This is a genomic window from Cryobacterium sp. Hh7, from assembly GCF_004403155.1.
Taxonomy (GTDB): domain Bacteria; phylum Actinomycetota; class Actinomycetes; order Actinomycetales; family Microbacteriaceae; genus Cryobacterium; species Cryobacterium levicorallinum.
In genome coordinates this window covers 61,873-76,981 of record NZ_SOHG01000048.1, presented here as the reverse complement: position 1 = coordinate 76,981, position 15,109 = coordinate 61,873, and the positions used below count along the sequence as shown (strand labels likewise).

Genomic DNA, 15,109 nt, shown 5'->3' with positions numbered 1-15,109 from the left:
GTTCAGTGATCCTTCAGGGCTTAATCGCAGCGCTCGCGCGCGCCTCCACATTCGACAACGCCCTCGCCTATGCCAGCCGGGATGCTGATTTCAGTCTGACCGAGGGCCTGCGTGCCCCGCTGCTCGCCGCGCTGCTTGACCTGCGCCGCGATGATGCTCAGGCGCTGTTCGTCATCACCGCGACCGGCCGCGAGTCCGAGGCGCTGCGCGAGAACCTCGGCTGCTTCGCCACGAGCGCGGAGATCATCGACTTTCCAGCGTGGGAAACCCTCCCGCACGAACGCCTGAGCCCGAGCGCCGAGATCGTCGGCAAGCGCCTGCACGCCCTGCGGCGGATGCGCGAGTGGCAGGAGCAGGACGCGCGCGAGCGGCATCCGCTTATCGTCGTCGCCTCGGTGCGAGCCGCCCTGCAGCCGGTCGCCGACAACCTCACCGACTACGAACCGATCGAACTGACGGTCGGAGCCCGCGGGCACGACCTCTCGGCGATCGTGCTGCAGCTGGTCAATGTGGCCTACGCCCGCGTCGACATGGTCACCCGGCGCGGCGAGTTCGCCGTGCGCGGCGGTATTCTCGACGTCTTTCCGCCGGTCGCCTCGCACCCCTACCGGGTGGAATTCTTCGGCGACGAGGTCGAGCAGATTCGCCTGTTCAGCGTCGCCGACCAACGGTCCTTGCCCGAACCGGTCGCATCCGTCAGCCTGCCGCCGAGCCGGGAACTGCTGCTCAGCCCGGCCGTGCGGCAGCGCGCCCAGGAAATGCAGCACGAATTTCCGAGCCTGTCCGGTCTGCTCGCCAAGATCGCCGAGGGCATCCCGGTCGAGGGCATGGAAAGCCTCGCCCCCGCCCTGGTCGACCGGCTGGTGCCGGTCACGCACTACCTGCCGAGCAACGCTGCCGTCGCCGTGATCTCGCCGGAGCGGGTCGCAAGCCGCGCGATCAGCCTCGCCGAGACCAACCGGGAGTTTCTCGGTGCCGCCTGGAGCGCTGCCACGGCCGGTGCCGACGCGCCGATCGACCTCGAATCCGGCGACTTTCTCACGCTCGGCCGCCTCCGCGACAGCGTCAAATATTCGGCTCCCGGTGCACCGGCGTCCGGCCACCACTGGTGGACTCTGAGCACGTTCCAGGCGGCGCCGACCGACGAGGCGGTTCTGCCCGAACACCTCGAAATGGACGAACTGCTCACCATTCGCATCGAAGCGGATGCCGTCCCCACCTTCGCCGGCAGCGTCGACGGGGCAGTGGGTCATGTCGCCTCCCGGCTGCACGACGGCTGGGTCGTCGGTATCGTCGCCCAGGGGGCTGGGCTGGTCGAGCGGGCCGCGCAGGTTTTGGCCGAGCGCGAACTTCCGGTGCGCGTGGTGGACGTGTGGCCGCTGGAACCGGAGGCCGGTATCGCCTACCTGTTGAAGGCCTCCGTCGATCACGGTTTTGAGCTGCCGACCAGCAAACTCACCCTGATCAGCGAGAGCGAATTTTACGGGCGCACCGTCGGCTACTCGGCCAGGCAGATCAAGAAGCTCGCGAGCCGCCGCAAGAATGTCGTCGACCCGTTGCAGCTGGTTGCCGGTGACCACGTCGTGCACCAGACGCACGGCATCGGTCGTTTTCTCGAACTGACCCAGCGCGAGGTGTCGAGCGGCGGGCGCAACCCGGTCAAGACCACCCGCGAATATCTGGTGCTGGAATATGCGGCGTCCAAACGCGGCCACGCCGGCGACCGGCTGTATGTTCCGACCGACCAGCTCGACCTGGTCACCCGGTATGTCGGCGGGGAGGCGCCGACCCTGAGCAAGATGGGCGGCAGCGACTGGTCGAGCGCAAAGACCAAGGCGCGCAAGACGGTGCGCGACATTGCCGTCGAGCTGGTCAAGCTGTATTCGGCGCGGATGGCGAGCAAGGGTCACGCCTTCGGGCCGGACACCCCCTGGCAGCGCGAGCTCGAAGAAGCCTTCCCATTCGTGGAGACCCCCGACCAGCTGACGACGATCGACGAGGTCAAAGCCGACATGGAACGGCCGATTCCGATGGACCGGCTGCTCAGTGGCGACGTCGGTTTCGGCAAAACCGAGGTGGCCATTCGTGCCGCGTTCAAGGCCGTGCAGGACGGCAAGCAGGTGGCCATGCTGGTTCCGACCACGCTGCTGGTCAGCCAGCACATGGAAACGTTCAAGGAGCGCTTCGCCGGGTTCCCGATTCACCTGCGCGCCCTGTCCCGATTCCAGACCGACAAGGAGTCGCGCGAGACGATCGCCGGAATGCTCGAGGGCACCGTCGACGTCGTCATCGGCACGCACCGGCTACTGTCGCCGTCGATCATCTTCAAGGATCTCGGCCTGGTCATTATCGACGAGGAACAGCGCTTTGGTGTCGAGCACAAGGACGCCTTGAAGAAGCTCAAGACCAACGTGGATATTCTCGCGATGAGCGCGACCCCCATTCCGCGGTCGCTGGAGATGGCGGTAACCGGAATTCGCGAAATGTCCACCCTGGCCACCCCGCCCGAGGACCGGCACCCCATCCTGACCTTTGTCGGACCGTACTCGCAACGGCAGGTGGCTGCGGCCATCCGCCGGGAACTGCTGCGCGAGGGTCAGATCTTCTTCGTGCACAACCGGGTCACGAGCATCAACCGCATCGCCTCGGAGCTCGCCGAACTGGTGCCGGAGGCGCGCATCGCGATCGCGCACGGGCAGCTGCCCGAGGCTCAGCTCGAGCAGGTGGTCGGCGACTTCTGGGAGCGCAAGTTCGACATTCTGGTCTGCACCACGATCATCGAAACCGGCCTCGACATCAATAACGCGAACACGATCATCATCGACCGGGCCGACAAGTTCGGCTTGAGCCAGCTGCACCAGCTGCGCGGCCGGGTCGGTCGTGGGCGTGAGCGGGCCTACGCCTACTTCCTCTACGACGAGAATAAGCCGCTGTCGGAGACCGCGCACGATCGGCTCGCCACGATCGCGGCGAACAACGAACTCGGTGCCGGTATGCAGGTGGCCCTGAAGGACCTGGAGATTCGTGGTGCCGGAAACCTGCTCGGCGGCGAACAGGCCGGGCACATCGCGGGCGTCGGCTTCGACCTGTACCTGCGCATGATCGGTGAGGCCGTGTCGACGTTCCGCGGCGACGTCGCCGAGGGGCAGACCGAACTGCGGCTCGAGCTGCCGGTGGACGCGCACATTCCGCACGACTTCGTCGACAGCGAGCGGCTGCGTCTCGAGGCGTACCAGAAGCTGTCCAGCGCGAGCTCGCCGACGGCGGGCGACGATCAGATCGACCTCGTGGTCGAGGAACTCACCGACCGTTACGGCGAACCGCCGGTGCCGGTTCAGAACCTGGTGGCCGTGTCGCGGCTGCGCTGGCAGGCCCAGCAGGCGAACCTCAGCGAGGTCGTCGCCATGGGGTCGAACCTGCGGGTTGCTCCGGCCGATCTGGCCGACTCCATTCAAATCCGGTTGCAGCGGATGTATCCCGGCTCACGTTACGTGTCGGCCACTGGGGCGCTCAGCGTGCCGATGCCACGGCCGAACGGTGAGCCGCTGGATGACAACGCCCTGATCGAGTGGACCAAGTCGCTGCTGACCGCGATCTTCCCGCCGGCCGTTCTGTCCGCCACCTAACCGTTAACGCCGACAGCACCGTCGTTGCGGGAACGACGGTGCTGTCTTCGTCAGCGGATGCCTAGCCCTTCGACGACTGTTCCGTCTGGTACACATCCGGGATGCCGTCGCTGTCGCTGTCGATGGCTTCCTTCTCGGCAATGCGACCGTAGTGACGGTTGCGGGAGCGCAGGATCGCGGTGGCCAGCAGGGCGGCGAGCAGCGAACCGACCAGGATGGCGACCTTGGCGTGATCGTCGTGCGGGCTGCCCTGGCCGAAGGCGAGCTCGCTGATCAGCAGGGACACGGTGAAGCCGACGCCGGCCAGCAGGGACACGCCGATGACGTCGATCCAGGCCAGGTCGGGGTCGAGGGTCGCCTTGGTGGTCTTGGTCACGATGAAGGTGGCCAGCAACACCCCGATCGGCTTACCGACCACGAGAGCGACGACGATGCCGACCGCTACCGGGTCGGTGATGGCCTGGTACAGACCCTCGGCGCCGCCGAGGGTGACGCCGGCGGAGAAGAACGCGAACACCGGAATCGCGAAACCGCTCGACAGCGGGCGAATGCGGTGCTCGAGCACCTCGGCCAGACCGGGCCCGGCGTCGGGGCCGCCGCCGCGCTTGCTGCGCAAGACCGGCACCGCGAAACCGAGGAGCACGCCAGCGACGGTCGCGTGTACGCCGGAACCGTGCACGAGCGCCCAGACGATGAAACCGAGCGGCAGCAAAATGACCCAGGCTGCCCACGCCTTGTTCTTGAAGAAGTAGGAGAACCGGTGGGTGATTACCCAGAACAGGGCGAGGGGCACGATGGCGAGCAGCAGCAGCGGAACATTCATGTCCGTCGTGTAGAAGAAAGCGATGATGGCGATGGCGAGCAGGTCGTCAACGACAGCGAGGGTCAGCAGAAAGATGCGCAGCGCGGCCGGCAGCTTCGACCCGATCACGGCGAGCACGGCGAGGGCGAAGGCGATGTCGGTCGCGGTGGGAATCGCCCAGCCGCGCAGCGTCTCAGCCCCGGTTTCGAGGTTGATCAGCACATAGATGAGCGCGGGAATGATCACTCCGCCGACGGCGGCCGCCACCGGCACGATGGCCCGGCTCACGCTCCGCAGGTCACCAGCGACGAATTCGCGTTTGAGTTCGAGTCCGGCGAGGAAGAAAAAGATGGCGAGAAACCCGTCGGCCGCCCAGGCGCCGAGGCTCAGCTCGAGGTGCCAGGGGGCGTAGCCGATCTTGTAGTCGCGAAAGGCGTAATAGGCGTCGGAGAAGCCGGAGTTGGCCATGATCAGCGCGGCCACGGTCGCGGCGAGCAGAATGGCGCCTCCGACGGTTTCCTTCCGCAGAATGCGCGAGATGCGGACAAACTCGTTGTGGCTGCCGCGGCGAAGCACGGTGGCGGTCGACGGGGTGGCCTTCGAAGCTGGCAGGTTGGATGGTTCGGTCATTAAAATTCCTCTGGTCTTTCGGGCGCGAACATACATGTGCCGACCAGACTTCCCGGCTCACCGTCGACCAGAATACACGACGTACCTGAGCGATCATCGGTGGCCCACCTACGATGGAGGAACGATGGAACCGATCCAGGAGTGCCGACCATGACCAACCCCGTGTTTTCCTCCGGCTCCGTGTCCGGCGCTGTGTCCGGTGCCAACGCTACCCGACCGACTCCGCCGGCCGACGAAAATGACCGGGATGCGGCATCCGCTCGGCAGACAACGATGCAACCCAGCCCTCTCGACACCCTGATCGTCACCGTCGCGCGCCTGCGCGGGCCCGGCGGCTGCGCGTGGGACGCCGACCAGACCCACGCCTCGCTGGTGCGGCACCTGGTCGAAGAGACGCACGAACTGATCGAGGCGATCGAGGACGGCAGCCGCGACGACCTGCTCGAGGAACTCGGCGATGTGCTCTACCAGGTGCTGTTCCACGCCGACCTGGCCGCGCACACGCCGGAGGAGAACTTCGACATTCAGGATGTCGCTGCCCGCCTGACCGAGAAAATGGTCGGGCGACACCCGCACGTGTTCGGCGATGTCACCCTCGACACCGCGGCGGAAGTCTCGGCTGCCTGGGACGGTTTTAAAGCCGCGGAGAAGCCGGGCCGCACCAGCGTGCTCGACGGAATACCGGGTGGCATGCCGGCCCTCGCCCTCGCCGACAAGGTGCTGGGTCGGGCCGAAAAGATCGGCCTGATCGAAGCGGATGCCGGCTTCCCGCTTCCGATTGAATCCGAAGCCGATCTGGGCCCGCTGCTGCTGGCGATCGTGGCATCCGCTCGGGCCCAGGGCCTTGACGCCGAGCGCGCGCTGCGCGCCGCCGTGCGCGACCTGCAGGGCGAGATTCGCGGAGCCGAGGGAGTCCAGGCGCCCGGCGCTCCGCTGGACGAGTCCTTCGACGCTGGAATAATCGCCCTCCCCTCCTAACGCGGATCAGAACAGAGGGTTAGGCGATGCGGCTGCCGGCGGGGAGATGCGTTGCCGGGGTGCGGGTGCGGCGCCACGCCCAGAGCAGGGCGCCCGCGCCGATCAGCAGGTGCATGGCGAGGCCGATGAACCAGCTCGGCACCGCGCCGTCGTAGGTCTGCTGTGCGGTCGGCCCCCGGTCGAAGGCCTCACCGGAAAAGGCGCCACTGTCGCTGAAGCTGTTCTGGGCGGCCTCGTCGCAGCCGTTGAACTCCGTGTACAACTCCGGCGGCGACTGGGCGCTGCGCACGCCGACGGCGATCTGGCCGAACAGGTCGGTCGGGTAGCCGGCGTCGTTGAAGCTGCCGGGGGCGGCATCCGCGACCACCACGTAGGGGTTCGCGGCGAGAATCCACCAGAAGTAGTCGAAGCGCGGCACGTTTTGGGTCGTCGTCTCGGCCGTGGAACAGACGATGTCCGACTGCTCGCCGGTGGCCTCGTCGAACGTCGACGACACCACGTAGTAGTTCACATTCGTCGCCTGCTGTTGGGTGGCGGTACCGAGCAGCGCGAACGCGATGAGGGTGCCGAGGCTGAGTGCCGCGACGACCAGATAGGTCAGCACGATCGAAAACAGCGGCCGGGTCAGAATGCCGGAGAGTCCGACTCCGACGGCCGCAATGACGCCGAGCTCGGCCGCGAGCACGAGCACCGACACGGCGATGGTGCCGAAGGAGACTTCCCCGAGCACGACCGCGAAGATGAGAAACGGCAGCGCCGCCGCGAGAAAGGCGAGGGCCGTGATCCAGGCGGCAAGAAACTTGCCGAGCACGAGTTGCCCGGTGCTGATCAGCGTGACCTGCGTCGTGGCGAGGGTGCCGGCATCCCGATCGCCGTTGATGGCATTGCCCGACAGCGCCGGAGAGACCAGCGTGCCAAGCAGCAGCACGAAGAAGATGATGGTGGAGAACACGCCGCCGCCGCCGGACAGCCAGGCCGAGGTCGCCAGCCAGAGCAGAAATGTGACCACGCCGACGAGCAGCATGAAGACGCCGAGCAATACGTACCACGAGGCTCCGCGCACGCGCTGACGCAGTTCGAGGGTGACGATGAGCCAGAGCCCGGAGAAGAACACCCGTGAGTGGGTCATTTCGTCGCCTCCCCACCGGTCGACCGGGTGAGGTCCTGAAAGGTGTGTTCGAGGTTGCCGACGGCCGGTCCGAAATCGCAGACCGGAACCCCGCTCAGCACCAGATTGTGCAGCAGAGCCGCCGCCGAGGCCTCGTTCTCCACCTGCACCAAAGTGCCGAGCTGGTCGACGCCGCGCACAGTGACGAGCGCGCCGACCACTCCGGGAGTGGCGAGGGCACGTTCCAGCGCCACCTCATCCAGGGAACGGATGCGCCAGGATCTGGCACTCGCGCCCGCCGCGGCCACCTGCTCCGGGCTCGCCGTGCGTCCGGCGGCGAGGTACACCGCGGCATCCGCCATCTCGTCGAGTTCGGCGAGGACGTGACTCGACACCAAAATGGCGGTGCCGTCGCCGGCCAGGCGACGCAACAGCTGGCGCAACGACGCGCGCGCGGCCGGGTCGAGACCGGACGCCGGTTCGTCGAGCAGCAGCACGCCCGGGGAGTGCACGAGCGCCCGCGCCAGGCTCAGGCGTTGTTTCTGACCGCGGGACAGTACCCGCGAGGGTCGATCGGCAAAATCACCGAGGTCGGTCAGCGCGATCAGTTCGTCGGCGCGCGCGGCGGCCTGCTCGCGGGTCATTCGGTACATGCGCCCGGTGGTCTGCAGGGCGGCACGGGCGGAGAGGCTCGGCCAGGATCCCAGGGCGTCCGGCATCCAGCCCGTGACGGCGCGCACCCGTTCCGGTTCGGTGACCGGGTCGTGCCCGTTGATGCGGATACTGCCCGTCGACGGTGTGAGCAACGTGGCGAGCATGAGCAGCAGGGTCGTCTTGCCCGCGCCGTTCGGTCCGATCAACGCCGTCACTGACCCGGCCGGCACGACGAGCGACGCATCCACCACGGCCAGCACACTGCCAAATGACCGACTGACCCCGGTCACCGCGACGCCGCTCGACGCCACGTCCACTCCGCCGGAAAAAGTCGCGACCGACATTCACACCCCCACTTGTTCCCCCGAGTCTAGGGCGCGGCCATTTTCAGGGGCGGGCGGTGAATCGCGTCCACGGCATGCTGAGAGAATTACCTCATGGCTATTGCAGTGACCCCGCCGCGCGGCATGCGCGATTTTCTCCCCGCCGACAAGGCCCTCCGCGAACGCTCGCTCGGCATTATTCGCGAGAGTTTTCGTGCGCACGGCTTCGACGAGATCGAAACCCCGGTCATGGAAGACTCCGCCCGCCTGCACTCCGGGCTCGGCGGCGACAACGAGAAACTCGCCTTCGCGGTGCTCAAGCGCGGGCTCAGCCCAGCGGATGTTGCGGCGGCGGCCGAGCAGGATGACCTTCTGTCGCTGGCCGACCTGGGCCTGCGGTTCGACCTGACGGTGCCGCTCGCCCGGTTTTACGCCACTCACCGTGCGAGCTTGCCGACCGTGTTCCGGTCGATTCAGATCGCACCGGTCTGGCGCGCCGAACGGCCGCAGAAGGGCCGCTACCGCCAGTTCATGCAGTGCGACATCGACATCATCGGTGAGGCCGGCGCGCTCGCCGAGATCGAACTGATCACCGCCACGGCCGCGACGCTCGATCGGCTCGGCCTCGAGGGCTGCTCCATTCGCATCAACGACCGCCGCATCCTCAGCGCCCTGCTCGCCCACTGGGGCGTCGCCGCCGCGCTGACCGAGCGGGCGCTGATCGTGATCGACAAGCTCGACAAGATCGGCGTCGACGGTGTTGCGGCCGAACTCGGTGCCCTCGGCATCGATGCGCCGGGCCTCGCCGCGTTGCTCACCGAGCTTGGCACCGGCGGCTGGGCCCTGGGCGACGGCTTGTTCGACGGCGCTGCGCCGGCTTGGCTCGACCCGAAAGCCTTCGCCGACCTCGCCGCCCTGCGCGCCGCCCTCCCCGGCGTCGACCTGGTCTTCGACCCCACCTTGGTGCGCGGCATGGGCTATTACACCGGCACCATCTTCGAGATCTCGCACCCCTCCCTCGGCTATTCCCTCGGCGGCGGCGGCCGCTATGACGGCATGATCGGCCGGTTTCTCGGCACCGACGTGCCCGCCTGCGGATTCTCGATCGGCTTTGAACGCATCGTCGACCTGCTTGAAGCGGATGCCGCATCCGCTGATCTGGCGGTCGTGCTCGTGCACGACAAAGAGGCCGATCCGGCCCGACTGGTCGCTCTCAAGCGCGACCTGGTCGCCGACGGCCTGCGTGTCCGCCTCGAACGCCGCACCAAGAACCTCAAAGCGCTGCTCGACCGGGCCGGCGAGGCCGGGTACGGAAGGTTCGCGTTCGTGACCGCCGAGACTCAAACGGCCGGCGACCTCGACTTCAAACCGCTCGGCGCCTGACTAGGCCACGCGCGCCCGACCAGGCAGCTCTGCGGTTCGGCGAACGGCCGACGGGTTTGGTTAGACTGAATTCGCCTGGGCTGAGTTCATCAAAAGCGTCCGGCACACCCCTACCTTTATTCCGACCAGTACCCCGGCGCCCGACCAGGCGTCAATCCCGACAAAACAGGAGACAGTTGTGGCCCTAATTGAGGCAGTAGACGCACGCGAAATTCTCGACTCGCGAGGCAACCCGACCATCGAAGTCGAGGTTTTGCTGGGCGATGGAACGGTTAGCCGTGCCGCGGTGCCGTCCGGAGCGTCCACCGGCGTGTTCGAGGCTTATGAGCTGCGCGACGGCGACAAGGCCCGTTACCAGGGCAAGGGCGTGCTCAAGGCCGTCGAAGCCGTCATCGACGACCTCGGCCCCGCGGTCGAAGACATCGACGCGACCGACCAGCGCATCGTCGACCTCGTTCTGATCGAAGCCGACGGTACCGACAACAAGGAGCGCCTCGGCGCCAACGCCATCCTCGGCGTCAGCCTCGCCGTGGCCAAGGCCGCCGCGAGCTCGGCCGGACTGCCGTTGTTCCGCTACCTCGGCGGCCCGAACGCGCACACCCTCCCGGTGCCACTCATGAACATCATCAACGGTGGATCGCACGCCGACAACGATGTGGACATCCAGGAATTCATGATCGTTCCGCTCGGTGCTGAGTCGTTCAGCGAGGCCCTGCGCTGGGGCGTCGAGACCTACCACTCGCTCAAGGCCCTGCTGCAGTCCAAGGGCCTCTCCACCGGCCTCGGCGACGAGGGCGGTTTCGCCCCCAACCTGCCCAGCAACCGGGCAGCGCTCGACCTCATCGTCGAAGCGATCGAAAACGCCGGTTACGTTCCCGGCAAGGACATCGCCCTCGCCCTCGACGTCGCTGCGAGCGAATTCTTCAAGGACGGCAGCTACAACTTCGAGGGCAAGAAGCTTTCGGCCGAAGAGATGAGCGCCTACTACGCTGAGCTCGTCACCGACTACCCGCTCGTTTCGCTCGAAGACCCGCTCGAAGAAGACGATTGGGACGGCTACGTCCACCTCACGGCTGCGCTCGGCGACAAGGTGCAGATCGTCGGAGACGACCTGTTCGTGACCAACCCGGTGCGCCTGGCCAAGGGCCTTTCCCTCTCGGCTGCGAACTCCATTCTGGTCAAGGTCAACCAGATCGGCACCCTGACCGAGACAATGGATGCCGTCTCCCTCGCCCAGCGCGCCGGTTACACCGCGATCATCTCGCACCGCTCCGGCGAGACCGAGGACACCTTCATCGCCGACCTCGCCGTCGCAACGGATGCCGGCCAGATCAAGACCGGCGCCCCCGCCCGCAGCGAACGCGTCGCTAAGTACAACCAGCTGCTGCGCATCGAAGAGGAACTCGGCGAGGCCGCGGTCTACGCCGGTCGCACCGCGTTCCCCCGCTTCACCGCGTAGCAGGCACTCAGCAGCAATAGCACCATCGGGCCCTCGACCACCGATATTTCGGTTGGTCGGGGGCCCACAGCTTTCCCTTGGTACCATTTTTTACTGACAGACACGACCGACCAGCGAAAGGAGTTGTGATGGCGCCGAAGCGACCTCAGCAGACGCCGTCCCAGCCCCAGCCGGCGCAGTCCAAGTCGGGCAAGCGCCCGCAGGCCCAGCGGCAAACAGCCCACCGTCAACCAGTACAGCGTGAACCAGTACAGCGGCCACCCATGGTCTCGGAGACGGAAACGCCCGCCGGCGGCTGGCTGCGCGGCATCCGCTTTTCGGGCTTCTCGTTGGTGATGATGGTGATTCTGGTGCTCGCCGTGGTGATTCTCGCGCCGAGCCTGCGCACCTACGCCGAGCAGCGGCAGCAGATCAGCAAGTTGAGCAGGGCCGTCGCCGATCAACAGGACGAGGTCGACCGCCTCACCAGCCAGCGTGAACGCTGGAACGACCGCACCTACGTCACAACGCAGGCGCGCGAGCGGTTGTTCTACGTACTGCCCGGCGACATCAGCTTTCTCGTCATCAACGATTTACCGGTCGTTACCCCGCTTGAAGCGGATGCCGCGCCGGTGAGTACCAATATCCAAAGCACCAAGATTGATTGGCTGGGTTCCTTGTTCGCCTCCACCATGACCGCCGGCCTCGCCCCGCAAGCCGGAGCACCCGCGACATTAACACCCGCGACACCGGAAACGGTGGCACCGTGACCCGACCGCCGTTCGACCCGTTCACCGCGGCCGACATCGACCTCGTCTCGGCCCAGCTCGGACGACCGGCCCGCAACGTCGTCGGCATCGCCGCCCGCTGCGTCTGCGGCGCGCCGACCGTCGTGGCGACCGCACCGCGGCTCGCCGACGGCACCCCGTTCCCCACGCTGTATTACCTCTGCCACCCCGCGGCCACCGCAGCGATCTCCTCCCTCGAAGCCACCCAGGTCATGAACGAGTACAACGACCTGCTCGCCGACGATGCGGACGTGCGCGCGGCCTACCAGGCTGCCCACGAGAGCTTTCTGTTCGACCGCGACCAGCTCGGAAGCGTGCCGGAAATCGCTGGCATCTCCTCCGGCGGCATGCCGAACCGGGTGAAATGCCTGCACGCCCTGGCCGCCCACTCGCTGGCGGCCGGACCCGGCGTCAATCCGGTCGGCGACCTCGCGCTGGAACGCGCCACCTGGTCGCCCACGGTCTGCGAGTGTCTGGACTACTCTGCGGCGCCGATGGACGAATCCGGGGCGGCCCTGGCGTGACCGCGACTACGCACCGGGTCAGCGCTCGTCGGGTCAGCGCGGGCGTCGGGCTCGCGCTGGCCACGGCGCTGTTCGGCGGTACCGTGGCCGGTTCCGTCGTGCTCGACGCGCCCGCCGCGCACGCCGATCAGATTCGCGACCTGCAGTATTGGCTCGCCGATTATGGCTTCACCGAAGCGTGGAACACCACGCGCGGCGCCGGCGTCACGGTCGCGGTCATCGACTCTGGAGTCAACGGCAACGTGGCCGAGCTGACCGGCGCGGTCATCGGGGGAACGGATGTCTCCGGGCTCGGCTCCGCAAACGGTCAAACCCCGGTCGCCGGCGACGATGATGAGGGCGAGCATGGCACCCTGGTCGCCTCGCTTCTGGCCGGACGCGGCACTGGCGACGGTACCGGCCTGATCGGCGTGGCGCCTGAGGCATCCATTTTGGCGGTGTCGGTCGGGTTTGGCAGCAGTCGTTCTGCCGTGAGTAACGACGACCAGATCGCGCAGGGCATCCGTTGGGCCGTCGACAATGGGGCGGACGTCATCAATATGTCCCTCACCCGCAATACGTTGTACTGGCCGGAGAGCTGGGATGACGCATTTCTCTATGCCTTCGAAAATGATGTCGTCGTTGTGGCCGCCGCCGGCAACCGGGGGAGCGGAACCACCGAAGTCGGGGCTCCCGCGACGATTCCCGGCGTGCTGACGGTCGCCGGCGTTGACCGCGAAAAATCGGCGAGCTTCGATGCCTCCTCGCAAGGCATCACCATTGCCGTCGCTGCGCCGAGCGAGAAGCTCGTCGGGGTGACGCCCGATTCGACCTATGTACAGTGGGACGGCACGAGTGCCGCGACGCCGATCGTGTCCGGGCTCGTTGCCCTGGTGCGGGCGGCCTATCCGACGCTCGACGCTGCGGGAGTCATGAACCGGGTCATCGCGACCGCGAACGCCAACGGGCGGAGCGTGCCGAGCCCCATCTATGGCAACGGCCTGATCGATGCCGCTGCCGCCGTCACCCGCTATGTCGCTCCGGCGACAGAGGCCACTCCGAGCGAGTTGCTCACGGAGTGGATCACGCTGCACCGGCGGGCTCAGATTGACGTGGTTCCGACCGAGACTCCCGTTGCGGAGGCTCCGGCTGCGGTCGATGAAGACCCGGCGCTGCCGGTGCAGAATGTGCTCACGGCGTGGCTCCCGAACCAGCTGACACTGACCTATATCAGTCTGCCGCTCGCTGTACTCTTAGGGTTTGGTATCCTAGTAACGCTGGTGGGCATTGGGGCCACTCGGTACATCAAGCGAATTCGGCGCAACCCCAAAGATTTCGCACAATCATAATCCAGTAGGAGGCCTTCTCATCGTGCCCAAAATTCTCATTGTTGGTGGCGGCTACGCCGGTTTTTACACGGCGTGGAAGCTCGAGAAGTGGCTACGATCCGGTGAAGCCGAGGTCACCATGGTCGACCCGCTGCCCTACATGACGTACCAGCCCTTCCTGCCGGAAGTCGCTGCCGGATCCATCGAACCGCGTCACGCGGTCGTGTCGCACCGTCGCCACCTCAAGAAGACCAACGTCATCTCCGCCAAGGTCACGTACGTGAACCACGCCGAGAAGACCGCCACGATCACCCCGCCGACCGGCGAGCCGTACGAGTTCAAGTACGACATCATCGTGGTCACCGCCGGTGCGGTGTCGCGCACGTTCCCGATTCCGGGCGTCGCCGACCAGGCCATCGGACTCAAGACCATCGAAGAAGCCGTCGCCATTCGCGATCGCGTTTTGACCAACTTCGACAAGGCGGCAGCCCTTCCGGCCGGCCCCGAGCGTGAGCGCCTGCTCACGTTCGTTGTGGTCGGTGGCGGTTTCGCCGGCATCGAGGTGTTTGCCGAGCTGCGCTCGTTCGCGACCTCGCTGCTCACCCTGTACCCCGAGATCAGCTTCGAGGACACCAACTTTCACCTCATCGAAGCCATGGGCCGCATCATGCCCGAGGTCTCGCTCAAGACAAGCCTCTGGGTCATCGACAACCTCGCCGGTCGCGGCGCCCAGATTCACCTCGACACCCAGCTGACCAGCGCGGTCGACGGAAAGATCGAGCTCTCCACCGGAGAGACCTTCGAAACCGACCTCATCGTCTGGACCGCCGGCGTCATGGCCAACCCGACGATCGTGCGCCACACCGACCTTCCCATCGAAGAGCGCGGTCGCCTGCAGGTTCGTGCCGACCTGCGCGTCGGAACCGAAGACGACATCATCGCCGACGCCTGGGGTGCCGGCGATGTGAGCTGTGTCCCCGACCTGAGTGGTGGCGGCGTCGGCGGCAACTGCGTGCCGAACGCCCAGCACGCTGTGCGTCAGGGCAAGCTGCTCGCCAAGAACATCGTTGCCGTGCTGCGCGACGAGGCACCGGTGCAGTACTTCCACAAGAACATGGGCGCCGTTGCCGGCCTTGGCGTTGGAGTCGGTGTCTTTCAGAGCGGCAACCTGGCCATCACGGGCATGCCGGCCTGGTTCGCCCACCGTGGCTACCACGGCCTCGCCATGCCGAGCTGGGAGCGCAAGCTGCGCGTCGTGTGGGGCTGGGTCAACAACGTTTTCCTCGGCCGCGACGTGGTGTCGTTGAGCGCCACCGAGAACCCGCGTGCCGTGTTCGAAGAGTTCGTTTCGCGTCCCAAGCCGCCGGCGCCTGCTGCAGCGCCCGCTGCAGCCCCCACGGCCAAGGCTCCGGCGGCCCCGCGTGCGCCCCGTGCGCCGCGCAAGCCCACGGTCAAGGCTGCTGCAGCCGAGGCTGCTTCGGCCACCACGGCACCCGCTGCGCAGAAGGCGGCCGCCGAGGCATCCGCTTCAAAGTAGCTGTTTCGATA

At 66.7% G+C, this 15,109-nt stretch carries 11 protein-coding genes; 8 read left to right on the top strand and 3 right to left on the bottom strand.

Annotated features, from left to right (window positions below):
• Positions 1–5: 5 nt before the first annotated feature.
• Entirely contained in the window at positions 6–3,626 is a 3,621-nt protein-coding gene (gene mfd, locus E3T43_RS13485; protein WP_134472806.1) for a transcription-repair coupling factor, read from the top strand.
• Between the two features lie 61 nt (positions 3,627–3,687).
• Here the strand turns inward: mfd and nhaA are convergent, their stop codons facing one another.
• Positions 3,688–5,058, bottom strand: coding sequence for a Na+/H+ antiporter NhaA (gene nhaA / locus E3T43_RS13480; RefSeq protein ID WP_134441616.1), 1,371 nt, complete (start codon positions 5,056–5,058; stop codon positions 3,688–3,690).
• A 150-nt stretch (positions 5,059–5,208) separates the two neighbouring features.
• Here nhaA and E3T43_RS13475 point away from each other — a divergent pair, with 150 nt between their 5' ends.
• The gene (locus E3T43_RS13475) at positions 5,209–6,036 is read left to right on the top strand and encodes a MazG family protein (protein WP_370449966.1); all 828 of its coding nucleotides are present in this window, start codon (positions 5,209–5,211) and stop codon (positions 6,034–6,036) included.
• Positions 6,037–6,055: 19 nt separating this feature from the next.
• Here the strand turns inward: E3T43_RS13475 and E3T43_RS13470 are convergent, their stop codons facing one another.
• Both E3T43_RS13470 and E3T43_RS13465 read right to left on the bottom strand, forming a co-directional pair.
• Positions 6,056–7,165: an ABC transporter permease gene (locus tag E3T43_RS13470; protein WP_241978982.1), complete on the bottom strand. Its 1,110-nt coding sequence runs from the start codon at positions 7,163–7,165 to the stop codon at positions 6,056–6,058.
• The gene (locus E3T43_RS13465) at positions 7,162–8,142 is read right to left on the bottom strand and encodes an ABC transporter ATP-binding protein (protein ID WP_241978981.1); all 981 of its coding nucleotides are present in this window, start codon (positions 8,140–8,142) and stop codon (positions 7,162–7,164) included. The genes E3T43_RS13470 and E3T43_RS13465 overlap by 4 nt, the downstream gene beginning before the upstream one ends.
• A gap of 93 nt (positions 8,143–8,235) precedes the next feature.
• Here E3T43_RS13465 and hisS point away from each other — a divergent pair, with 93 nt between their 5' ends.
• The 6 genes from hisS (at position 8,236) to E3T43_RS13435 (ending at position 15,098) form a co-directional block, all read left to right on the top strand.
• Positions 8,236–9,504 carry a histidine--tRNA ligase gene (gene hisS, locus E3T43_RS13460; protein WP_134472805.1) on the top strand — a complete coding sequence of 423 codons (1,269 nt, stop codon included), beginning with the start codon at positions 8,236–8,238 and terminating at the stop codon, positions 9,502–9,504.
• A 178-nt stretch (positions 9,505–9,682) separates the two neighbouring features.
• Complete coding sequence (gene eno, locus E3T43_RS13455) at positions 9,683–10,963, top strand: phosphopyruvate hydratase (protein WP_134472804.1); 1,281 nt, start codon at positions 9,683–9,685, stop codon at positions 10,961–10,963.
• 263 nt (positions 10,964–11,226) lie between these two features.
• Entirely contained in the window at positions 11,227–11,712 is a 486-nt protein-coding gene (locus E3T43_RS13450) for a septum formation initiator family protein (RefSeq protein WP_134472836.1), read from the top strand.
• Positions 11,709–12,254 carry a DUF501 domain-containing protein gene (locus E3T43_RS13445; RefSeq protein WP_134472803.1) on the top strand — a complete coding sequence of 182 codons (546 nt, stop codon included), beginning with the start codon at positions 11,709–11,711 and terminating at the stop codon, positions 12,252–12,254. The genes E3T43_RS13450 and E3T43_RS13445 overlap by 4 nt, the downstream gene beginning before the upstream one ends.
• Complete coding sequence (locus E3T43_RS13440; protein WP_241978980.1) at positions 12,251–13,582, top strand: S8 family serine peptidase; 1,332 nt, start codon at positions 12,251–12,253, stop codon at positions 13,580–13,582. The genes E3T43_RS13445 and E3T43_RS13440 overlap by 4 nt, the downstream gene beginning before the upstream one ends.
• Before the next feature lie 22 nt (positions 13,583–13,604).
• Positions 13,605–15,098 carry an NAD(P)/FAD-dependent oxidoreductase gene (locus tag E3T43_RS13435; RefSeq protein WP_134472802.1) on the top strand — a complete coding sequence of 498 codons (1,494 nt, stop codon included), beginning with the start codon at positions 13,605–13,607 and terminating at the stop codon, positions 15,096–15,098.
• The last annotated feature ends 11 nt before the right edge of the window (positions 15,099–15,109 follow it).